At 44.8% G+C, this 20,852-nt stretch carries 24 protein-coding genes; 20 read left to right on the top strand and 4 right to left on the bottom strand.

Features of this window, described 5'->3' with window-relative positions; translation table 11 throughout:
• Positions 1–20: 20 nt before the first annotated feature.
• From HUU58_04855 to HUU58_04845, 3 genes are read right to left on the bottom strand one after another with little or no spacing between them, the layout of a single operon-like run.
• The gene (locus HUU58_04855) at positions 21–764 is read right to left on the bottom strand and encodes an enoyl-CoA hydratase/isomerase family protein (protein NUN44993.1); all 744 of its coding nucleotides are present in this window, start codon (positions 762–764) and stop codon (positions 21–23) included.
• A gap of 18 nt (positions 765–782) precedes the next feature.
• A complete protein-coding gene (locus HUU58_04850; GenBank protein NUN44992.1) occupies positions 783–1,271 on the bottom strand; it encodes a DinB family protein in 489 nt (162 codons plus the stop codon).
• A 56-nt stretch (positions 1,272–1,327) separates the two neighbouring features.
• Positions 1,328–1,852 (bottom strand): dihydrofolate reductase, encoded by a 525-nt coding sequence (locus HUU58_04845; protein NUN44991.1) that lies wholly within the window; start codon positions 1,850–1,852, stop codon positions 1,328–1,330.
• A gap of 340 nt (positions 1,853–2,192) precedes the next feature.
• On the opposite strand from HUU58_04845, the gene HUU58_04840 reads away from it, so the two are divergent.
• From HUU58_04840 to lepB (HUU58_04750), 19 genes are all read left to right on the top strand, one after another.
• Complete coding sequence (locus HUU58_04840) at positions 2,193–3,173, top strand: polyprenyl synthetase family protein (GenBank protein ID NUN44990.1); 981 nt, start codon at positions 2,193–2,195, stop codon at positions 3,171–3,173.
• A 34-nt stretch (positions 3,174–3,207) separates the two neighbouring features.
• Entirely contained in the window at positions 3,208–3,474 is a 267-nt protein-coding gene (locus tag HUU58_04835) for an HPr family phosphocarrier protein (protein NUN44989.1), read from the top strand.
• Positions 3,475–5,253: a phosphoenolpyruvate--protein phosphotransferase gene (gene ptsP / locus HUU58_04830; protein NUN44988.1), complete on the top strand. Its 1,779-nt coding sequence runs from the start codon at positions 3,475–3,477 to the stop codon at positions 5,251–5,253. It begins immediately after the preceding gene.
• Between the two features lie 116 nt (positions 5,254–5,369).
• Positions 5,370–7,121 carry a diguanylate cyclase gene (locus HUU58_04825; protein ID NUN44987.1) on the top strand — a complete coding sequence of 584 codons (1,752 nt, stop codon included), beginning with the start codon at positions 5,370–5,372 and terminating at the stop codon, positions 7,119–7,121.
• 6 nt (positions 7,122–7,127) lie between these two features.
• A complete protein-coding gene (locus tag HUU58_04820; GenBank protein NUN44986.1) occupies positions 7,128–7,397 on the top strand; it encodes a EutN/CcmL family microcompartment protein in 270 nt (89 codons plus the stop codon).
• The gene (locus HUU58_04815) at positions 7,397–7,759 is read left to right on the top strand and encodes a cupin domain-containing protein (protein ID NUN44985.1); all 363 of its coding nucleotides are present in this window, start codon (positions 7,397–7,399) and stop codon (positions 7,757–7,759) included. Before HUU58_04820 ends, HUU58_04815 begins: the two co-directional genes overlap by 1 nt.
• A complete protein-coding gene (locus HUU58_04810) occupies positions 7,756–8,019 on the top strand; it encodes a EutN/CcmL family microcompartment protein (protein ID NUN44984.1) in 264 nt (87 codons plus the stop codon). The genes HUU58_04815 and HUU58_04810 overlap by 4 nt, the downstream gene beginning before the upstream one ends.
• Before the next feature lie 32 nt (positions 8,020–8,051).
• A complete protein-coding gene (locus tag HUU58_04805; protein ID NUN44983.1) occupies positions 8,052–8,897 on the top strand; it encodes a sigma-70 family RNA polymerase sigma factor in 846 nt (281 codons plus the stop codon).
• 219 nt (positions 8,898–9,116) lie between these two features.
• Complete coding sequence (locus HUU58_04800) at positions 9,117–11,567, top strand: ATP-dependent Clp protease ATP-binding subunit (protein ID NUN44982.1); 2,451 nt, start codon at positions 9,117–9,119, stop codon at positions 11,565–11,567.
• 40 nt (positions 11,568–11,607) lie between these two features.
• On the top strand, positions 11,608–12,141 hold the full coding sequence (locus HUU58_04795) for a hypothetical protein (protein ID NUN44981.1): 534 nt from the start codon (positions 11,608–11,610) through the stop codon (positions 12,139–12,141).
• Positions 12,142–12,296: 155 nt separating this feature from the next.
• Positions 12,297–13,433 (top strand): molecular chaperone DnaJ, encoded by a 1,137-nt coding sequence (gene dnaJ, locus HUU58_04790; GenBank protein ID NUN44980.1) that lies wholly within the window; start codon positions 12,297–12,299, stop codon positions 13,431–13,433.
• 27 nt (positions 13,434–13,460) lie between these two features.
• Complete coding sequence (locus tag HUU58_04785) at positions 13,461–13,991, top strand: ComEA family DNA-binding protein (GenBank protein NUN44979.1); 531 nt, start codon at positions 13,461–13,463, stop codon at positions 13,989–13,991.
• A 3-nt stretch (positions 13,992–13,994) separates the two neighbouring features.
• On the top strand, positions 13,995–14,534 hold the full coding sequence (locus HUU58_04780) for a hypothetical protein (protein ID NUN44978.1): 540 nt from the start codon (positions 13,995–13,997) through the stop codon (positions 14,532–14,534).
• 24 nt (positions 14,535–14,558) lie between these two features.
• Positions 14,559–15,638, top strand: a complete 1,080-nt coding sequence (locus HUU58_04775; protein ID NUN44977.1) for a hypothetical protein — start codon at positions 14,559–14,561, stop codon at positions 15,636–15,638.
• 1 nt (position 15,639) lies between these two features.
• Positions 15,640–16,626: a hypothetical protein gene (locus tag HUU58_04770; GenBank protein ID NUN44976.1), complete on the top strand. Its 987-nt coding sequence runs from the start codon at positions 15,640–15,642 to the stop codon at positions 16,624–16,626.
• A gap of 62 nt (positions 16,627–16,688) precedes the next feature.
• On the top strand, positions 16,689–17,258 hold the full coding sequence (gene rsmD / locus HUU58_04765; protein ID NUN44975.1) for a 16S rRNA (guanine(966)-N(2))-methyltransferase RsmD: 570 nt from the start codon (positions 16,689–16,691) through the stop codon (positions 17,256–17,258).
• Complete coding sequence (gene coaD / locus HUU58_04760; GenBank protein ID NUN44974.1) at positions 17,255–17,740, top strand: pantetheine-phosphate adenylyltransferase; 486 nt, start codon at positions 17,255–17,257, stop codon at positions 17,738–17,740. Before rsmD ends, coaD begins: the two co-directional genes overlap by 4 nt.
• 1 nt (position 17,741) lies before the next feature.
• Positions 17,742–18,677, top strand: a complete 936-nt coding sequence (lepB, locus tag HUU58_04755; protein NUN44973.1) for a signal peptidase I — start codon at positions 17,742–17,744, stop codon at positions 18,675–18,677.
• 25 nt (positions 18,678–18,702) lie between these two features.
• Entirely contained in the window at positions 18,703–19,455 is a 753-nt protein-coding gene (lepB, locus tag HUU58_04750; protein NUN44972.1) for a signal peptidase I, read from the top strand.
• A 6-nt stretch (positions 19,456–19,461) separates the two neighbouring features.
• Here the strand turns inward: lepB (HUU58_04750) and HUU58_04745 are convergent, their stop codons facing one another.
• Positions 19,462–20,349: a DNA-3-methyladenine glycosylase 2 family protein gene (locus tag HUU58_04745; GenBank protein NUN44971.1), complete on the bottom strand. Its 888-nt coding sequence runs from the start codon at positions 20,347–20,349 to the stop codon at positions 19,462–19,464.
• Positions 20,350–20,437: 88 nt separating this feature from the next.
• Between HUU58_04745 and HUU58_04740 the strand changes: the two genes are divergently transcribed.
• Positions 20,438–20,851 (top strand): YjbQ family protein, encoded by a 414-nt coding sequence (locus tag HUU58_04740; protein NUN44970.1) that lies wholly within the window; start codon positions 20,438–20,440, stop codon positions 20,849–20,851.
• Position 20,852 lies beyond the last annotated feature (1 nt).

Below are 20,852 nucleotides of genomic sequence, written 5' to 3'. Positions count from 1 at the left end.
TTTTGTAAGATGTTTTAAGATTAGGTTTTCTTTATTGTGCTTGCTACGAAGTTACCGATTGCGTTAAGCGTGGCCGGTTCTTTCCAGAGATTTACGACATAAGTATCAATCGCATTGTGGTGAATACGATCAAGGTATGGGGCTTGTAGTTGCCGTTTAGTAATTGCAAAAGCGGTAGCCGGAATAGCAGACCAGGCTTTGACTTTTTTGAGGGCTTCGGACATGAGTTCGTTAGAACCGGTGATCGCATCTATCAAGCCGACGGTTTTTGCTTCTTCCGGAGTATAGTTTTTGGCGTCGTACAATACTTCGCTCAAAAATTTTTGAGGTACAACGGATCGCATGATCTCCAGAGCCGAAACTGGAAATGGAACCCCGACCCGCAATTCCGAAACGCCGATACGACCTCCGGCCATGATACGATAATCCGCACAGGCGGCCAATACACAGCCACCGGCAATTGCATGACCATTGATGGCGGCGATCATCGGTTTTGGAAAGGTAAAAAGTGTTTCGAAGGTGTGATGAAGTGCCGCAAGAAACTCCGGGATATACTCCGGCCCGGATTTGATTAGGCGAGGTAAATCGACACCCGCAGAAAACATCGTGCCTGTTCCGGTGAGGATAAGGCCATGCACCTCCACATGCCGCAGTTTATCCACCGCGTGTGCAAGCGCATGGCAAAATTCGATATCCAGCGCATTGGCTTTGCCGTGCTGCATTTGCAGAATGGCGATTCCGTCGTGTTGCGTAACATCGATCATATCCGTATCGTCCTTTTTTTACATATCGTCCGCTGTCGGCCCGTACATGCCGGGTACTTTAGCGCCGACTAAACGCAGCACGACACCGATCTGTGCACGGTGATGTATTTCGTGACAAATATAACCGGAAATCAATTCCATACCCGTGGGATTCCAAACCACTTGGCCGCCCATTTCAAAAGGATAATTTTTATTCAGTTGTGCATCCGTAAAGTTTTTGCTCGCTTCCATAAATTCGCTCATCGCGTCATTATAGTGTTTGACGGCATCGGCGGTTTTAGGCGGTGTCGCGGTAATGACGGGTGTAAACACAACGGCGCCGGTTTTGAAAGTAGCGGTAAGATCACGTACCGTGTCGCCGAGATGCATGGCCAGTTCGCCGGCCGTGCGGAACTTATCGTGAATTTTCTGATTAAGTTTATTGTCGGGTATCGCGCTGATCATCCTTACGGAAGATTGGGATTCGTGACCATACCAACCGACAATACCTTGCAAATGCGGATTCATAACGGACTCCTTTTAATTAAATTAAGAAATATGAGGGATAAGTACATCTAATTTCATTATTGTTTTTTATACGTGCTTTGTACAAGGCCATTGGAAAAAATGCGTGTTGCAATGTGAACAAGAGAAGTTTCTTTTTCAAGCGTGTTGTCAAAAAGCGGTATGCCGGCACCAAGCAGAATGGGGACTCGCGTGATAGTCCATTCGTCAATGAGATTTTCCCGCATAAAACTTTGAATCGTTTTACCGCCGTCCACATATAGATTGCGATAGCCCATCCGGTTTAATTCCTGCTGCAACTCGAGCGGCGAGCGATCAGTGATCGTAATTTGATTCGGGAGTGTTTGTGGAGACATACTCCGGCTTAGAACGTATACCGGTTTTTTGTAGGGCCAAGGTGTAATGTTTTTTACAAAGTCATAGGTGCCCCGCCCCATCACGATCGCATCTATCTTTTTCAGAAATTCATCGTAACCGAAATCATCATGATCCGGATTTTCGATACGATCAAGCCAATCTAGAGACCCGTTGGTTTTGGCAATAAAACCGTCAAGGCTTGCCGCGATGAAAACATGATTAGGCATGGAATAAACGTGTTCCGTAATTTGGAAAGTAGTCAGGAATTAACCTTTGATACGGTATTTCAAAGAAACTGTTTCTTAAAATGAAAAAACCCGGTTGTTTTATTGTGAACAATTGAAATCAATATATCTTCAGTGGGTGACAACATTATGTCAGCAAAAAAGCAACTTTTGTTAAAAGTGCACTAAAATTCACATACTATTGTTAATTAAAGTGTTACAAAAAAAAGGACATTTTTTCAGCTATACAGACAATGTGTCGCATAAAAAATTATCGCTTGATTTCTCTTAATTTAGTATTTAGATTTTCTGAAAGTCTGTTCACGTCTTCAGGACTCCAACCGTGAAACATGCACCTCTAAAGACAGAGCCCATTGTCAAAGAAATTGACAAAGCGATCAAAGTTTATTTAGCTAAACGTAATCCGACTACTCTTTACGATCCGGCGCGTTATCTTTTTCAAAGCGGCGGCAAGCGAATGCGTGCAGTGATGACCGTATTGTCCTGCGCATTGTTTGAAAAAAATTATAAAAAATCATTCCCTGCCGCAGCGGCTGTGGAGCTTTTGCATAATTTTTCACTGGTCCATGACGATATTATGGACAATGATGACTTGCGGCGGGGACGGGAAACCATACATAAAAAATGGAATGCAAACGTCGCTATTCTCACCGGTGACTTATTGCATGCTTTGGCTTTCAAATCATTAAATGGTTCTCCTGAATCCGTATTACCTCGTGTATTGGATATTTTTTCGGATGCCTATATCGGATTGGTCGAAGGCCAAGCATTGGATAAAGAGTTTGAAAAACGTTCGGATATAAAACTCACTGATTATCTTAAAATGATCGAACTGAAAACCGCCGGTTTATTTGCCGCCGCCGCCCAGATCGGTGCTGTAGTCGGAAAAGCGGACTTCAAAAAAGAGCAAGCTTTACGTGATTACGGTTATTATTGCGGTATGGCGTTTCAGATTCAGGACGATTTACTGGATGTGATCGGGGATGAAGCGACGCTGGGTAAAGATATATGCAGCGATCTTATGGAGGGAAAAAAATCGTACATCGCGCTTCATTGTGTACAGGATAAATACGGCAAAGATTTTCTTTCCGTTTTTCAGAATGTCACCGACCCCGATATTCTCAAACGTGTTATCGAAGATTTTAGAAAATTCATTCAAAAAACGGGTATTCAGGAAAAAACGGAAAAGGCGATTGCCAAGTATGTCCAATCGGCCGTTCAAAGTCTGGACCGCATCAAAGATAGCAGCGCCAAAGCCCAATTGGTAGCTATCGCACACCGCGCCGGACAGCGTAAAAACTGATACACGCTTCACACCGAGGACCATCGCTGAATCCATGATCGAAAGGGAAATCACCGTTATCAATAAAGCCGGCGTCCATGCACGCCCGTCGGCGATGATCGTTAAAACCGCAAGCCAGTTTGATTCCGAAGTGTTTTTATCGTGCGACGGCACTGAAGTCAATGCCAAAAGTATCATGAGCGTCATGATGCTTGCGGCAGCTCAAGGCAGCGTCGTAAAAATAAAAACCGAGGGTTCCGACGAAATGCAAGCGGCCGATGCGATCGCGGCTTTGTTTGCTTCCAAATTCAACGAAGAATAAATGCCTTCGACCAAACGAAATAAATCCGAAACATCGGAGTCTCTAGCCATCAAAGGGTTGGGTGTTTCCGACGGATTTGCGATCGGGCCGGTCTACGTACTTCACGCCGATAATTTTCGTATCCACGAACGCACGCTCAAAAGCGAAGACGAGATTGTACAAGAAACATCACGGTTCCAACAAGCGCTCGATATCACACGAGAGCAGCTGGATCAGCTTATCCGGGACGCTAAATCCAAATACGGTAAAGAATACAGCGCGATCCTTGAATCACATTTTCTGATGCTCGAGGATCAGGAAATGATCCGCGGCACGCTGAAAAATATCAAGTCCGTCAAAATGAATGCCGAAGCGGCATTTGCGGCCGTGATGGATAAATTTAAAACCGGTTTTCTTAAGTCCAATAATGAGTATCTCCGCGAACGGGCTAACGATTTGGAGGATGTCAAACGCCGTTTGTTGGGCAACTTGCTTGGTCAGCAGCGTTCTTTTGATATTCCTGAAGCATCGGTCATCGTCGCGGATACGATCAAGCCGTCCGACATTGCGGGTATTGATCGCAATAAAATATTAGGATTTGTATCGGAAGCCGGAAGCAAATTATCGCATTTTTCTATCGTTGCGCGTTCGCTCAATATTCCGGCCATCGTAGGTATCGCCAACCTGACAGGTATCATAAGCAAAGACGATACCTTGCTTCTTGATGGTCATACCGGCGAACTGATCATCAATCCCGATAAAAAAGACATTGATCGCATCAAAACAAAATCGCGCCAGATCGCCAAAAAAGAAACCGATTTGGAAACGGTGGCCAAACTACCGTGCGTCACAAACGATGGATACGAAGTTGCGCTTTGTGCCAACGTTGAACTTCCCGAAGAAGTAGAAAACGCCTTACATCTCGGAGCGCAAGGCATCGGGCTTTATCGGACGGAATATATGCTCTTTTCGGCGCGTGAGTTGCCGGATGAGGAGACGCAGTATCGCGAATACCGACGTATTGCCGAAAAAAACCATCCGCATAAAATAACGATGCGTACATTTGATGTCGGCGGTGATAAAATTCCGCTGGAAATACTCACCGCTAAAGGTTATGTCCACGAAGACAATCCGTTTCTCGGTTGGCGGGCGATCCGTATCGCTTTGGAATATCCGGATTTTTTTATTCCGCAGATTCGCGCCATGCTGCGCCTTTCATCGGAATTTAATGTCGAAATCATGATTCCGATGGTCATTAATTTGAGTGAAATGCGGGAGGCCAAACGCATTATCGAACAATGCAAACAGGAATTGCGACGGCAAGATATTCCTTTCAATGAAAATATTCCTGTCGGCATGATGATCGAAACGCCCGGCGCAGCGATCTTGGCTCAGGAATTTGCGGCCGAGGTGGATTTTTTTAGTATTGGCACGAATGATCTTGTTCAGTACACGCTGGCTGTAGATCGCGGCAACCCTAAAGTATCCGGGCTGTACAATTGTTTTCATCCGGCTATTTTGAGACTCATAAAACAAACCATTGCTGCAGGGCATCAACGCAAAATCCATGTTGCTATGTGCGGTGAAATGGCCAGTAATCCTTATGCGGCTATACTTCTTTTGGGTATGGGTTTGCACGAATTCAGCGTGCTTCCTCCTGTACTCACCAAAATCAAAAAGATAATCCGAAGCGTTTCCAAAACAGAAGCTGAAGCGTTTGCATCGGAAATACTGGTCATGTCCGATGTGGCGGAAATAGAAAAAAAAGTTTCCCTTCGCACCAAAGCGATTCTAGGTTAAAACCGTTTCTCTGTCGTATTCCAATCCCATCGTTTCTTTCAGCAAATGCGTTGACTTTTTTAGGCAAAGGGGTTAAGTTTTGCCGAACTAACACAAGATTGTGTTGAAATAAACTAATGCCCTTTACTTCCTACGTCCTGCGCATTTCGGCATTCCTCCTCGTTTTCATTTCGGGAGTCATCCTCGCGTCGGTTTTTTTTAATACGGCCATTACATTGATCATGGGTGCTGTCGTTCTGGCCGCCTTTGTGATAGCTGCACGATGGATCGCCGCTCGTCGTGAAAAACCGGTTGAAAAATATAAAGTCTCCGGCAATACGATACGACGCCCCGTCACGCACCCGCATACCGTGGAAACCGCTTCCGGGTCGATCGTTCGCGAAGAAGATCACGCGATGGAAATACTGGATGATACGCAGGCTTCGCTTATGTTCAATCAGACAGCGGATGGCGTGATCGCTATCATGCACGATACATTGCAAGCCCATTCTACCTTTTTGTATCTATGCCATGACGATAGCGGCGAATGTTTACCGCAAAGTTTCCGAAGTGAAAGCCGTGATTTTATACCTGAAAAATCGTTTCGATACGGCGATTATGCGCCGTTTCATCAGGTGATTCAAACCAAGGAATCACTTGTTATGGATTTGCGCGAACCCGGTACGACGCCCGTTCCGTATTATCGTACCGCAGTACCCGTTAAACATTTGGTGATTATTCCGTTGATGCGAAAAGGTGCTGTGCTCGGTCTCCTTGGCGTGGATCGTATTACGGACACGGCGTTAACCGAACAGGAGTTTGACGCGATCAAGCAGTACGGACGCCTCATACTTTTGTCTATTCAAAGTATTGACGGCGTGTATATGAAAAACAAGCTCCGCCGCCTTTCCCAGAGTTTACGCGAATTTAGCGAGCGCCTGAGCCTTGCGGGTATGGAAACGCAAACGATGATTTGCCTGAAAGAACAGATTCAAAACACGCTTCGTTTTGATCGTATGCATATATGGCTGCGACATGGCGCGGAGGAAATACGATTGGCGGAGGCCGGTGGCAGCGCGGTATACGATAAAGAATCTATGGTTCGGCTTGACGGTACGATGATCGAAAAAGTTATGACGAAACGGCGTCGGCTTTATATATCCGATGTGACATCCATTGACCGGACTTCGGTAAACAGCGAATTGGAATTGAATTACCTTGCTTCCGTCGTGGTCATCCCGATCTGTGATCAGGACCATTGTTTTGGTGTGCTGGTGATCGAACAAGGCCAAAAAAACGCATACGATGTGTATGAAGTGCAGTTTCTTGAAACCGCCTGCAATAGCGCAGGACTCGCATTGGCGCGTATCGCTCTGGATCAGCATTTATCTAAAAACGCAAACGAAGGCGAACGCAATACGGCAACGGAGGAACAAACGTTTATGAAAAACGTCGTGTCCGAGATACATCGCGCTAAAAGATTTGAAACTTCGTTTAGTGTTCTGGTTTTTCAGGTAGACTATGTCAAGAATATTTATGAAGCTTTCGGTGTAGAAGCCGGTGATTTAGCGCTTGAAAAAATAACAGAAATTTTAAAAAATGGGATACGGCTTATTGATAACCTTGCTCGTTTGAGTCACGACCGATTTGGGGTGTTACTTGTAGAAAGTAAAAGGAAAGAAGCGGTAGAATGTGCAGGCCGGATACTCAACGCGCTCGAATCGGCGGTGATTCATTCCGGCGATGAAGAGATTCCGTTGACCGCAACGGTCGGTGTGGTTACATATGGTACGGATGGTACTGAAGCCGACGCACTGATGCACCGTGCTAATGTTGCTTTAGTGAATGCTAAAAAACTTAATGAGCGCCGCATTGCATGCGCAGATTAGGAATATATGGTTCTAGGTAAAGTTATAGGTTCTGTATGGGCCACACGGAAAGACCAAAAACTCACGGGCGTGAAGCTGTTGATTGTGCGCAGTATAGGATTGGACTACAAAGAAAAAGACGCTTTCGTGGTGGCGGCCGATTCCGTCGGGGCCGGCGTCGGTGAAGTGGTGCTGTATTGCACCGGCAGTTCGGCACGACAAACCGAAGCGACAGAAAATCGGCCGGTTGATGCGGTTATTATGGCTATTGTTGATAAAATGGAAGTACATCCTTGATCTCAAATAAAATTAATCTCGCGGATAAGTTTGAAACTTTTTCCGATACATGGCATCCGCGTATCGTGGGCGAACTGAATGGTCAGCATGTCAAGTTAGTCAAAGTTTCTGGTGAATTTGTTTGGCATCATCATGATCATGAGGACGAAATGTTTTACGTGGTTCGCGGTTGTTTGAAAATGGAATTTCGCGATCGAACGGAAATCATCAATCCGGGTGAATTTATCATCGTGCCGCGCGGTGTGGAACACCGGCCGGTTTCTGACGTAGAAACGGAGATCATGCTTTTTGAGCCGGCAACGACCGTAAATACCGGGAATCTCAAAAACGAACGCACACGCGAGAATTTGCAGCATATATGAATATGGCGCGCATCATCGGCACGGTTTGGGCTACTAAAAAACATCCTTCTATCGAAGGGTGCCGTTTACAGATCATCCAGCCGGTGGATTCAGAATTGAAGCATGTCGGCGGCCCGATCGTGGCGACCGACTCGGTAGGCGCCGGACAGCCTAATGAATTAGTTTATTATGTAACATCGGGTGAGGCGCCGATCCCTCTGGATCGTAAAGCGCCTACCGATGCAACAATTATAGGAATTGTAGACCGTATAGATCGTTAACCATCGTACAACAAAATGAAAGAAGGTTGTCTATGGCTCATTATGTCGAACACAATAATGATCTCATTGACAAGTATCTGCAGGAAATCGGCGCGGTACCGCTCCTGACATCCGAAGAAGAGATCGCGCTGGCACAGCGCATACGCGAGGGTGATGAACGGGCGCTCGAACATCTGACCAAAGCCAATCTCCGTTTTGTCGTCAGCGTAGCCAAACAATATCAAGGTCAAGGCCTCTCTCTCAATGACCTTATCAACGAAGGTAATATCGGACTGATCAAAGCCGCGAAACGATTTGATGAAACGCGCGGATTCAAGTTTATTTCTTATGCCGTATGGTGGATTCGTCAGGCCATACTTCAGGCGCTTGCCGAACAATCTCGCGTCGTTCGTATTCCGCTCAATAAAATCGGAACGCTTAATAAAATCGGTCGCGTGTATAGTGATTTGGTACAGGAATTCGAGCGTGAACCCAGTGCCGAAGAGATCGCGGAGCAGTTGGAAATTTCCGAGCTCGAAGTACACGATACGTTACAAATGTCCGGACGGCACATCTCGGTTGATGAACCGATTTACGATTCAGATAATAATACGCTGATTGATGTCATCGAAAACGAGCAGCAGGCGCCGCCGGATCACGATCTTGTCAACGAGTCTTTGAAAATTGAAATCGAACGTGCGCTCGACAGTTTATCTGCACGTGAGTCGGAAGTGATACGTTTGTACTTCGGCCTCGAAAATGATCATCCGATGACATTGGAAGAAATAGGTATACGTTTTCAGTTAACGCGTGAGCGTGTCCGTCAAATCAAAGAAAAAGCGATTCGCCGTCTGCGCCACACTTCGCGAAGTCATGTATTACGGCACTATTTGGGTTAATTAAAACAATTTCATCAATCTTTCTTTCTGTTACCCTGATTTCAAATTAATCGTCTTTTTGTGTTGTTTCATGATTGGTTTTTCCCGCATCTAAGTGTGTAATTTTTCTAACATTATTACTTCTTGACTAATGTAGCCCGAATCTCTATATTTTTTTGAATTGTGCTCAAAATAACGATAATAAGTTTTGTTATTTGGCCTTTTCAGAATGGAGTCAGTATGAAAAATAATTTTTCCAGCCGTGTCCAACTGGTCGTAAAATTATCGCAGGAAGAAGCCATCCGGCTCGGCCACGATTATATCGGTACAGAGCATCTTTTATTGGGTTTGATTCGCGAAGGCGAAGGCGTCGCCGTCAAAGTGCTCAAAAATCTGGCTATGGATTTAGAAAAACTGAAACGTGCTATCGAAGATATGGTAAAACCGGTAACGGATAATACGGTCATCGGTAATCCGCCGCTTACCAAACGAGCCGAAAAAATTTTGAAATCCACGTACGTGGAGGCCAAAAATTTTAAATCGGATGTTATCGGTACCGAACATCTTTTACTTGCGTTGATCAAAGAAAAAGATTGTCTTGCTGCGCAGGTTTTATCCATGTTCAACATTGATTACGAAACGGTAAGAAAGGAGCTGACCAATATCATGAGCGGAACGCAGACTCCTACGAATCCCACAGCCAAAAAACCGGAACCTAAAAAAAGTAAGACACCTGCCCTGGATCACTTTGGTCGTGATCTCACGCAGTATGCCGAAGAAAATCGCCTTGATCCGATCATCGGTCGTGATGAAGAAATCGAACGCGTTGCACAGATCCTATCCCGCAGAAAAAAGAATAATCCTGTTTTGATTGGCGAACCCGGCGTAGGGAAAACAGCTATCGCCGAAGGTCTGGCGCTGCGTATCGTTCAGAAAAAAGTTCCCCGTGTGCTTTTGGGTAAACGAATCGTAACTCTGGATGTTGGTGCGCTGGTGGCCGGTACAAAATACCGCGGCCAATTTGAAGAGCGCGTCAAAGCGATCATGAGTGAGCTGGAAAAAACCACGGAAGTGATATTATTCATAGACGAACTGCATACGATCGTCGGGGCCGGCGGAGCAAGTGGGTCTTTGGACGCATCAAATATGTTCAAGCCTGCGCTGTCCCGCGGCGAACTTCAGTGTATCGGCGCTACCACACTGGATGAATATCGTCAATATATTGAAAAAGACGGTGCGCTTGAACGCCGCTTTCAAAAAGTGATCGTTGATCCCCCATCGGTCGAAGAAACCCTTGAAATTTTGCGTCAAATAAAACACAAATACGAAGAACATCATCGCGTCACGTACACGGACGAAGCGCTGGTGCAAGCCGTTCGTTTGTCGGATCGTTACATCACGGATCGCCATCTTCCCGATAAAGCGATTGATGTGATGGATGAAGCCGGTTCCCGCACGCACATTATGAATATCGTCGTGCCGGAAGAAATTGTTGCGCTTGAGCAGGAAATAGAACGCGTTCGTACGGAAAAAGATTTTGTTATAAAAAATCAAAAATTCGAAAAAGCCGCAGAGTTGCGTGATGTCGAAAAACGATTAACGGAACAGCTTCGCGTGGCGAAAGAGGAATGGGAAAAGAAAGAGGATACACAAGTCGTCGAAGTCGGTGAAGAGCAGATTGCTCACGTAGTTGCGATGATGACGGGTATTCCTGTCAATCGTGTTGCACAAAGCGAGTCGGAAAAATTACTCAAAATGGAAAATGTTTTGTGCAGTCGTATCATCGGTCAAGATGATGCGATACAGTCGGTAACGCGCGCCATCCGCCGCACCCGTGCAGGACTCAAAGATCCTAATCGTCCTATCGGTTCGTTTATTTTCCTCGGTCCGACCGGTGTGGGAAAAACACAATTTGCCAAAGAATTGGCTTATTATCTTTTTGAAAATGCCGATGCGTTGGTGCGTATTGATATGTCGGAATATATGGAAAAATTTTCCGTGAGCCGTTTAGTCGGTCCGCCTCCGGGATATGTCGGCTACGAAGAAGGCGGTCAGCTTACGGAAAAAATTCGCCGTAAACCGTACAGCGTCGTACTTATGGATGAAATCGAAAAAGCCCATCCGGATGTTTTTAATATTCTTTTACAAGTTCTAGATGACGGCATCCTCACGGATAGTCTTGGCCGCAAGGTGAGTTTTAAAAATACCGTGATTATCATGACATCTAATGTCGGCGCACGGGAGATGAGTAAGACCGACGGTTTTGGTTTCTCAACCAAAGATAACGGTGAAGATGAATATCAGCGTATGAAAGCCAAAGCAGAAGAGGCAACCAAGAAGCTTTTTAATCCTGAATTTCTCAACCGTATTGATGAAGTGATCGTATTCCGCGCACTGACTAAAGAGCATGTGCTTCGTATTATTGACGTATCGCTGGACGACGTTCGTAAGAAACTCAAAGAGCGTAATATGACACTGCATCTGACGGATGCGGCAAAAGAGTTTGTCGCCACCAAAGGATTTGATCCGGTGTATGGTGCCCGACCGCTACGCAGAGCAATCCAGAAACATATCGAAGATGCTGTTGCTGAAAAGATATTAAAAGGTGAGTTTTCGGACGGAAGCCTTGTGTCTATTGAACTGCGTGATGGGGAATTGGCGTTTGTGGAAATGGCGCACGAAGCAGTTTAGAAGTCAGATGATTGTACTTTATAACGGAGGTTTTTGAAATATGCTTTTTGGAAAGAAAAAAATACACACGCGTCCGGGTGCGTTGGATGCGGATGCGGTCAAAGTGGCTATCAAAGGGTTAGCGGTAAACGATGGTGCTACCGTCGAACGTGTGGATTGGGATGGAAGCCGTTCGACTGTTTCCGGGCGCGTAAGCCACGTGGCGACGGATTTCACTTCTTTTGTGCTTGTAGAGGAAGGTTCCGGAGAATCTATTGAGTTTTATATTGAAGTCGGTGATATAGTGAAACTGGATCGCGTAGCGATCAGTATTGATCTCGATGAGAATCAGCAGAATACGTTTATGGAAGTAGCCCAGATCATCGAATTACTGGAAGCTTTGGATCACGGTGATCATATTGCGGTTTCATATTTCGACGTCATCAAGGGGCGCGGGGTTTCGGTCAAAGGCATCATCACGCTCAAAGATGAATACAATAAGGTGTTTGCTGTCGAGTACGAAGAAAATGGAGAAAAGAAGGATAAACATTTTAATCTGAACGAAGATAAAATCATAGATATTATTATGGAGTAATGGTGTTCGGTTCTTCGGTTGTTGTCTTAATGAAAAGATTTTCAACTTCTAATCTAATAACCGGTTCTTACTAAGATTTTATTTCTTTGAAGACTTACGGTGCACGTAAGTTTTAAATACCCGAATTTAACATTCATTTTTTTGAATAAAGGAATATGGCTAAACGCGACTACTACGAAGTGCTGAGTGTTTCCAAGAACGCTTCGTTGGATGAAATCAAGAAATCGTACCGCAAATTGGCGATGCAATATCATCCGGATAAAAATCCGGGAGATAAGTCCGCAGAAGAAAAATTTAAAGAGATTGCGGAAGCGTATTCCGTGTTGAGCGATGAACAAAAGCGCGCTCAATATGATCGTTTTGGTCATGACGGTATGCGCGGCATGGGTCAGCAAGGATTCAGCGACATCAATGATATTTTTTCACACTTTAGTGATATTTTCGAAGGCTTTGGTTTCGGTGATGCATTTGGCGGTGGGCGCGGGCGCAGTAGCCGTTCCAATCGCGGCGCTGATCTGGAAGTTAAGTTGAAACTAACGCTGCAGGAGATCGCCGAAGGGGTTACTAAAAAGATAAAGCTTCGTAAACGCAAGTCCTGTGAATCCTGTAACGGAAGTGGTGCAGCCGCCGGATCATCGCGAAAAACGTGTAGTGTATGTCACGGTTCGGGTCAGGTAAGACAAGTTTCGCGATCGGTATTCGGCCAATTTGTGAATATTGCTGCGTGCCGCAATTGCGAAGGTCAGGGAACTATAGTTGAAAAACCCTGCTCAACCTGCAAGGGTGACGGAGTGACCATGGGTGAAACGGTGATCAGTGTCAAAGTTCCAGCCGGTGTCACTACAGGAAATTATATTCCGCTTCGGGGGCAAGGTCATGCCGCACCGCATGGAGGGGAATCGGGCGATGTGATTGTCGTTCTCGAAGAAATTGAAGATGAAATTTTCGAACGGCACGGTGATGATGTGTTGCTCAACGTAAATATCACGTTCCCTCAAGCGGTTTTAGGGGATGAAGTGGAAGTGCCGACACTATTTGGAAAAGCCAAGTTAACGATTCCGGGAGGTATTCAATCCGGCAAAATACTGCGCATGCGCGGCAAAGGCATTCCGCATCTCAATGGTTCCGGTTCCGGAGATCAATTGATTCGTGTCGCCGTACACACACCTTCTAAGATCAGCGACAAAGAACGCCGACTTATCGAAGAACTTATGGGTTATGATAATTTTAGATCGCCGAATAGTAATGACACGAGTTTTTTTAAAAAAATAAAGGAAGCATTTACGGCATAATTATGCCGTTGCCGGGGGAATTGGGGGATGAATTTTAGGAATTGGGGCGAAAACGCTTATAAATTTTTTGAATATTTTGGTCTGAGACGGCAGGAGGCCGTTGTTCTTTGTGTGCTGGCGGGAATAACTCTGATGGGCGGATTGGTCGGTCTGATAAAAGAAACGTATCGTGATGACACGATAGAAATTACATCCGTTCCTTATCCCAAGAGCAAGGCCCGTCCTTATCCTCAGAAGTCTGAAAATGACAGCACGGTTTCAGTATGGTTTTCACGCCAAGATACGTTGCAAACATTATTCCGTAAAGGTGTTGCTCGGGATTCGATCCAGCGGTTTATAATAAAAACAAACGATGCGCCCGCACGAGTGGTTCGAATCAATCAAGCGGATGTGCAAGAAATAAGTTCGCTTCCCGGTGTCGGTCCTAAGATAGCGGCACGTATTATCGAATACCGGAATAAAAACGGGCCGTTTTCTAAGTTGGAAGATATTCAAAATGTCAAAGGTGTCGGGAAGAAACTCATTGAAAAAATTAGGCCATTCATAGATATTAACTGAGTTATGGCATCCATTCCTAAAACACGCATCACGGATTATATTCTCAAAACAATTATTGTTTTGCTGTTTGTTTTTTTAGTGTGGAGTGTGGTTTCGCCCGTGCAAGCCGAGAAAGCAGATCGAAATAAAATTCGATTAACACGCGCTAAAATGAAGGCTTTGTTGGCGGTACAAAAAGCATATTTTGCTTCCGACTCGTCTTTTACATCCGATAACGGTAAATTATTCGATTTCGTTAATAAAAAAGGAAAAGACAGAGTTTCAGACGAAGTTTTTACTCCGGTGATCGAAGCCTTGATGCGATTTCCCGAGTATAGCGAGTATTTCAAAGATGTCACGCCTGCGGCGTACCGCGAGCAGTATTTTGAATCTTTGACTGACAATCCGATGAACGGGCAAAAATTTATAATAGAAACGGGTTTGAAAGATGGCCGCAAGACGATCCATATAAAACCATCGTCCGTGGATTCGGAAATTCAGCGAATCGGGGCCGTCATAGATAGTCGTGTTACTTGGAATGAAAAACTAGAACTTACTTACTGAGATAGCGTTGATAGTATGTCACAAATGAGTATACAAAGCGATCGAGGCGATCTGGATCATGATGCCATAGATCAGGATTATGCACGTCGAGCGGGTGAATATCGCAACCTCGCGTTTGGTCTGAGTTTTCATGGGCAACAGATTCATTTTGCAGAAATATTACGTTCGGAAGACGGTTTTTCGGTCAGAAAAATGGGCACCATTCAGACGACTATGAAGTTTGGTACCGGCATTGAAGGTGTTGAACGTAACGTACAAGGTCTTTTTGCGTACCTCAAAGGCTGCCTTGAGGATAATGGTATTCGCGCCAAACGAATGAATATTAGTTTAAATACCAACCTTGTAACCTTACATAAGGTTATGGTTGAGAGTGAGCGGTCGGAGTCCGATTTTCAGGATTATATCAAATGGGAATTTCGTCAGCAAGTTACGGACGATTTTGATCAATATATTTTGAATACGGTTCCGCTTGAGAAGACATCGCCGGCACCGATGGATCCTATGCTGATGGTGGGTATCCGTCGTCGTTATGCCGACAGTTTGCGTTCGGTGCTTGATAAAAGCAAGATTCAGTTCAGCAACATGGACGTAGATATATTGTGTTCACATGCTACCTATGAAGTGAATTACGATATTTCATATCACGGAATGACGGTATTGGCCGAATGCAAGATCGGTTCAGTGACTTTACTTCTGTGCAAAGATTACGATGTGCAGCACGTATATCAGTTTACCGTTTCGCCCAAAAGTACCCCGCAAAAAATAGGCGAGCTTATCAATGCGCATATACCCAATATGATGCAGGCATATCATGCGACGGCGGGTAATACCAATTCTGTCGTAGGGCGTTTGATATTATGTCATGACCTTGCGCAAGAAGTATTGCCATATATAGAAGCAGATTTTAATCCCTCGGTAATTGAGCCTTTTCGTAAAATAAAACTCCCGGCTGAATTCAGGCCGCATGAAAAAAATGAAGACTCCGAATCCGCATCTGCGGATGCCGACGAAAAAGATAATAAATCGCAAGTTGTCATAGCGCCTCCGGATTATGCGGTGTATGCGGAAGCGGTAGGAGCGGCCATCAAACTTCTAATGGATTGATATGATCAAGATAAATCTGCTTGAAAATCATTTTGCGCCGCCTGCTCAGCACGAAAAAACGGATTCCGATACGTCGGCCGGCAAAACGATAACGATCGAGGCCAAAAAAAGCCAACGACGGCTTTTGTTTATTATTTTGATTTTTGTTGCGCTCGTTGGCGGTTTGACATACGGCTGGGTGGAACGTTATGCTGTTGTGGCGTGGTTAGAGCAATATACGGGGCCGTTGCATCTTTTGCCTGAGCAAGATATGGAGACGGCAGCAAAAGCGGCCGAAGAAGCGCGCCAGGAAAAAATCCGAAATCTGTATATGTACAACACGATTCGCTATCAGGAGCGGTACCGCCGCTTTTTATTTAGGACGGATTCGATAGTGTCTGCGAATTCGCAAAAATGGCATCTCACTTCGCTCGGTGTGGAAGAAAGTAACTATGCTTTTGACGTGTTTGGCAAAACACAGAAAGATCTCGAAGATTTTACCGTTTTGTTTTTAGAATCAAAAAGCATAGACGAAACCAAACCGCAAGCGATCAAACCGACATCGTTAGTCAAAGGTTTGGGATTCAAACGTACGATGTCCGGTACACTCAAAACGGTTTCGACGCCGAGTGATTCGGAGATAGTCGCGTTAAAAATAATCTATCTTGATTTGGAAAAAGCCAAACAAAAAATCCTCGACGGTGCCCGCAATGCCGGATTGAAAATATTACAAGACGGTAAAATGACATCTTCCAAAGGGGTAGTCATGAGTACGCACAGCGGTGAGTTAAAACTTGAAGGGTCGGTTTCGGATTACTTCAAATACATGGCAAAGCTGAATGAAATGCGTTTCAACTTCGAAATCGGTGAGATTGATATTCAATATGCCGATTATTCGGCACGCCGTAAGGCTGATAAGAAGAAACCGGTGCCGGATACTATTTTTATGAAGTATAGTATTCTACTGCCTCGCCAATCGGAATCAGCCGACTCAACGAAGACAAAATAATTATCAATGCGGTTTTTATGAAAATCCAATAGCCGAGGTGGCCCTTCGGCTTTATTTTTTATATGCGAATTATAGCCGGTATACGACGCGGTTTGGTTTTGAATACATTCGATGAAGAGGCTATTCGTCCGACCAAAGACCGAGTTAAAGAATCTGTTTTTAATATTTTGGCAAATATCATAGATATTGCCGAAACACAGGTTTTGGATTTGTTCGCAGGGACTGGCAATCTCGGAATCGAAGCGCTAAGTCGTGGCGCGGCAAAGTCTACTTTTGTGGAGCTTCATTCCAAGGCTATACAAGTGTTGCGAAACAATGTAATAAAATGCCGGTTTGAGCAACACACTGAAGTAATCACGGGCGATGCGCTAGAATTCGTATCCTCCGCTGCCGTAAAAAAGTATGATATTATTTTTGCTGATCCCCCGTATGCGATGCGAACCGGGGCCATGATTGCAAAAAAAATTGACGCCGGAAAATGGTTAAATCCCGGAGGCGTTTTAGTAATCGAAACATCGCCGGAAGAAATTGAAAATGAGTGGTTGCCTGCGCATGGGTTAACGATGCATAAGCAAAAAACCTGGGGCGAAAGTGCCGTGAGTTTTTTAATGAATAAGGCGAATGAACTATGAGACGTGCGATTTATCCGGGGACATTTGATCCTCTCACGTTGGGGCATCTTGATGTGATCGCAAGAGCAGCGACATTATTTGACGAGATTATTGTCGCGGTTGCCAATAATTCAAAAAAGAAGCCGTTGTTTTCACCGGAAGAACGCGTAGCGATGATAACTGAGGCTACAAAAGATATAGCCAATGTGCGCTGCGAGCCATCGGAAGGATTGATCGTTGACTTCGCGGTCAGTCGTCAGGTGCACGTGCTTATACGAGGGCTTCGAGTGATTTCGGATTTTGAATATGAGCTGCAAATGGAGCACGTGAACCGCCGCCTCAATTCGCAAATAGTTACGATGTTTCTTATGCCCGGCGAAAAATATGCGTATCTGAATTCGACTATTGTAAAAGAGGTCGCGCAATACGGCGGTGATTTATCAAGTTTTGTCCCGGCTTTTATAGAACAACGAATTAAAGAAAAACTGAAAGTGCAAAAGTAGCATGTCCTTTTTCGGAAAAAAAGAAGAGCCTAAAAAAAACAATCCGGTGCCCGGAAAACCCCTAAAAGAAATGACCTTTACTGAGCGACTTGTGGAAAATGTCAAATCGTTTGCTTGGGCGCTATGCGTTTATTATATCACGATCACTTTTGTTGTGCAAAACTTTACCATTCCAACGGGTTCGATGGAAGTGTCACTCTTGCCCGGGGATTTTATTTTTGCTAATAAATTCATTTACGGCGCCAAATCACCGGAAAATATTCCCTTCACGGATATTAAATTGCCACAGTTTCAACTTCCTGCATTTAAAGAACCGCAACAAGGTGATGTCGTAGTTTTTCGTTTCCCCCACCCTGAAATGATGCCGAGTCAGAACGGATTGGATTATATCAAGCGTTGTGTAGCGGCGCCCGGTCAAACTTTGTATGTGCGAAACAAAGTTTTGTTTGTTGATAGTGAGGCATTATCTGTAAAGTTTGACCTACCGGGTGTTCACTTTGATCCTTACGAGCGTTCCGAAGGGCAAGTTTTTCCGCGCCACATGGGTAGCGGAGATAATTTTGGCCCGTTCCGCGTTCCAAAAAAAGGTGACCAAATTGAACTGAATCTGACAAATTATGAATTGGTCCGGTATCTTTCATTACGGGACGGAAAAAAACTTGAGATGCGCGGCGGGGAATGGACTGTTGATGGCGTTAAGTCAACTCTTTATACGGTCGGTCAGGATTATTTTTTTATGATGGGTGACAATCGCGATAACAGTTTGGATAGCCGCTATTGGGGGCCGGTGCCACGTAGTCACATTGCAGGTCAAGGCATGCTGGTTTATTGGTCCAATACGGATGCCGCTAAACAATCGTCCATCCCGATGAAGGTACTTATGATGTTCAATTTTTTCTCTGTCAAATGGCATCGTATCGGAACGATTATTCGCTAAAAAAATGCAAGAACCGACCGGACATATGGACATTACATCGCCATCCGACGTATCTACAGCGGAAGAATCTAACGTTGCGGAAAAACCATTGTCAGATAATCATAATAAAACAACCGAGCTTTTCCAGATTGCTTTCGTTTCGGTTTTAATTGCGATCATCGTTCGACTTTTCTTTGTTCAAGCTTTTAAAATACCGACCGGCAGTATGGAGGATACCCTGCTCGTCGGCGATCTCATTTTAGTTAATAAGTGTATTTACGGTGTAAAGACACCTGCGACAATACCCTTAATTTTTACCGACATAGATTTGGCGCAGTATCAGTTTCCGGCTGTGCGTGAACCCAAACAAGGGGATGTGATTGTTTTTAAGTTTCCGCCCGATCCGACCGTAGACTATATCAAACGGCTTGTGGCATTACCCGGTCAAACAGTAGAGATCAAAGACAAAATCGTGTATGTGGACGGCAAAGATTTTTCGGAAATTATCCGACCGCCGGGTTTAAAATTTGAGGATCCGGAAATTATACCTCGTAATAAAGGATATGAATCTGTTTTTCCGCGCGATGCCGGTAGCCGTGACAACTATGGGCCGGTCATTGTGCCGGAAGATTCATATTTTGTTTTAGGGGACAACCGCGATCGGAGTTATGACAGTCGCCACTGGGGATTTGTACCCAAAGACCATCTTATCGGGCAAGCCGTAATGATTTACTGGTCCACGGCAAGTCAGGATAATTTTGATATTCGTTGGGATCGTTTGGGTCAGATGATTCATTAAATCACTTCATGTTTCCTGCAGACTTCGCCACAAATAAAAGACAGCATACGCTTCGCATCCTTGCCACAATTTTGATTTTTTCTCAACCTGTTTGAGTGTGGGTTTCCCTTTCATTTGGTAAATACGAAATACGGCCTGGTGCAATCCGGCATCCCCGATAGGAAAAGCATTGGCTTTACGAAGACACTTCATCGCCACATAATGCGCTGTCCACGCACCAATGCCGCGTTCGGCCGTAAGCCGCTCTACTATTTGCGAAAGCGAGAGGTTTTGCAAAGCCGTTTTCTCGATTTTTTTGTCGGCGATTTGCCGCGCGATATGAATAAGATATTCTGCTTTACGCGTTGAAAATTGTAATTTTCGTAACGTATCTACCTTCAAATCAGCCACGGTGGTCGGGTCAGGAAATAAACCATAAGATAATCCATCATGAGTAAGCGATTGCCCGGCAACATCGATCAAACGTTGTTTTAACGTGTATGCAAAAGTCAGATTGATTTGTTGACCGATGACAGCCCAAGCTAAAGCCTCAAAAAGATCGGGAATACCGATCAACCGTAAACCGTGAAAACGTTTGGTAAGTGCGAATAATTTCGGATCTTTTTTCATAAGACGATAAACGTTCGCAAGATCGCATGACAGATCAAACCATTCGGAAACTTCTGAGCGAATAAGACGCGCCGCTTCGTTGGAGATGTCTCTGTCAAAACGGAGCATCATTTTATCCGATTTAACGGATATAGTAGTTAAACAAGTTTCGTGGCCTATACGAAACGCTTTAGTTAACGATTTGTTTTGAACGCGATGCAGTATTTCCCGATCAGACCGAGTCAGAAAAACAAGGCATTCGTCAAACGAAAAGTCGGGAGGAAGTTGTATGTAGAGTTTTAACATGCGATAATATGTGATATTCAATTTCTGAAAACCACCCGATTCTTGCGAAATTGAAATGGAATAACGAAATTTTAAAAAAGGAGGCCTTGTGAAAGTTCATACACACTACCTGTGGTTTAACACTAAACAAAGAAGAGAATATATCAATATCACCGATGAAGTAGAGTCGGCGCTTAACGTTTCGGGGATCAAAGAGGGTATGGCGCTTGTGTCGGCGATGCATATTACAGCGGCGGTATATGTCAATGACGCAGAAGATGGTCTTATCAAGGACATTGACAAATGGCTGGATCATCTGGCGCCCGTTAATCCGAATTACCTTCATCATCGTACCGGCGAAGACAACGCGGATGCGCATTTAAAGAACTTGCTATTGCATCATGAGGTGATTGTGCCGGTGACCGGTGGTCGGCTGGATTTTGGCCCTTGGCAGCAGATCTATTATGCCGAGTTTGACGGGCAGCGAAAAAAACGCGTTGTGATCAAAATCATGGGACTATGAT

Source organism: bacterium (assembly GCA_013360215.1).
Lineage (GTDB): Bacteria > CLD3 > CLD3 > SB21 > SB21 > JABWCP01.
The sequence above is the reverse complement of the archived record's forward strand: the minus strand, read 5'-3'. Positions and strand labels throughout refer to the sequence as shown.

What these genes read in the sequence shown, in the direction of transcription:
- HUU58_04855 (NUN44993.1), bottom strand. Translation starts at nt 764, where the DNA reads ATGATCGATGTTACGCAACACGACGGAATCGCCATTCTGCAAATGCAG.
- HUU58_04850 (NUN44992.1), bottom strand. Translation starts at nt 1,271, where the DNA reads ATGAATCCGCATTTGCAAGGTATTGTCGGTTGGTATGGTCACGAATCC.
- HUU58_04845 (NUN44991.1), bottom strand. Translation starts at nt 1,852, where the DNA reads ATGCCTAATCATGTTTTCATCGCGGCAAGCCTTGACGGTTTTATTGCC.
- HUU58_04835 (NUN44989.1), top strand. Translation starts at nt 3,208, where the DNA reads ATGATCGAAAGGGAAATCACCGTTATCAATAAAGCCGGCGTCCATGCA.
- ptsP (NUN44988.1), top strand. Translation starts at nt 3,475, where the DNA reads ATGCCTTCGACCAAACGAAATAAATCCGAAACATCGGAGTCTCTAGCC.
- HUU58_04825 (NUN44987.1), top strand. Translation starts at nt 5,370, where the DNA reads ATGCCCTTTACTTCCTACGTCCTGCGCATTTCGGCATTCCTCCTCGTT.
- HUU58_04820 (NUN44986.1), top strand. Translation starts at nt 7,128, where the DNA reads ATGGTTCTAGGTAAAGTTATAGGTTCTGTATGGGCCACACGGAAAGAC.
- HUU58_04810 (NUN44984.1), top strand. Translation starts at nt 7,756, where the DNA reads ATGAATATGGCGCGCATCATCGGCACGGTTTGGGCTACTAAAAAACAT.
- HUU58_04805 (NUN44983.1), top strand. Translation starts at nt 8,052, where the DNA reads ATGGCTCATTATGTCGAACACAATAATGATCTCATTGACAAGTATCTG.
- HUU58_04800 (NUN44982.1), top strand. Translation starts at nt 9,117, where the DNA reads ATGAAAAATAATTTTTCCAGCCGTGTCCAACTGGTCGTAAAATTATCG.
- HUU58_04795 (NUN44981.1), top strand. Translation starts at nt 11,608, where the DNA reads ATGCTTTTTGGAAAGAAAAAAATACACACGCGTCCGGGTGCGTTGGAT.
- dnaJ (NUN44980.1), top strand. Translation starts at nt 12,297, where the DNA reads ATGGCTAAACGCGACTACTACGAAGTGCTGAGTGTTTCCAAGAACGCT.
- HUU58_04785 (NUN44979.1), top strand. Translation starts at nt 13,461, where the DNA reads ATGAATTTTAGGAATTGGGGCGAAAACGCTTATAAATTTTTTGAATAT.
- HUU58_04780 (NUN44978.1), top strand. Translation starts at nt 13,995, where the DNA reads ATGGCATCCATTCCTAAAACACGCATCACGGATTATATTCTCAAAACA.
- HUU58_04775 (NUN44977.1), top strand. Translation starts at nt 14,559, where the DNA reads ATGAGTATACAAAGCGATCGAGGCGATCTGGATCATGATGCCATAGAT.
- HUU58_04770 (NUN44976.1), top strand. Translation starts at nt 15,640, where the DNA reads ATGATCAAGATAAATCTGCTTGAAAATCATTTTGCGCCGCCTGCTCAG.
- rsmD (NUN44975.1), top strand. Translation starts at nt 16,689, where the DNA reads ATGCGAATTATAGCCGGTATACGACGCGGTTTGGTTTTGAATACATTC.
- coaD (NUN44974.1), top strand. Translation starts at nt 17,255, where the DNA reads ATGAGACGTGCGATTTATCCGGGGACATTTGATCCTCTCACGTTGGGG.
- lepB (NUN44973.1), top strand. Translation starts at nt 17,742, where the DNA reads ATGTCCTTTTTCGGAAAAAAAGAAGAGCCTAAAAAAAACAATCCGGTG.
- lepB (NUN44972.1), top strand. Translation starts at nt 18,703, where the DNA reads ATGGACATTACATCGCCATCCGACGTATCTACAGCGGAAGAATCTAAC.
- HUU58_04745 (NUN44971.1), bottom strand. Translation starts at nt 20,349, where the DNA reads ATGTTAAAACTCTACATACAACTTCCTCCCGACTTTTCGTTTGACGAA.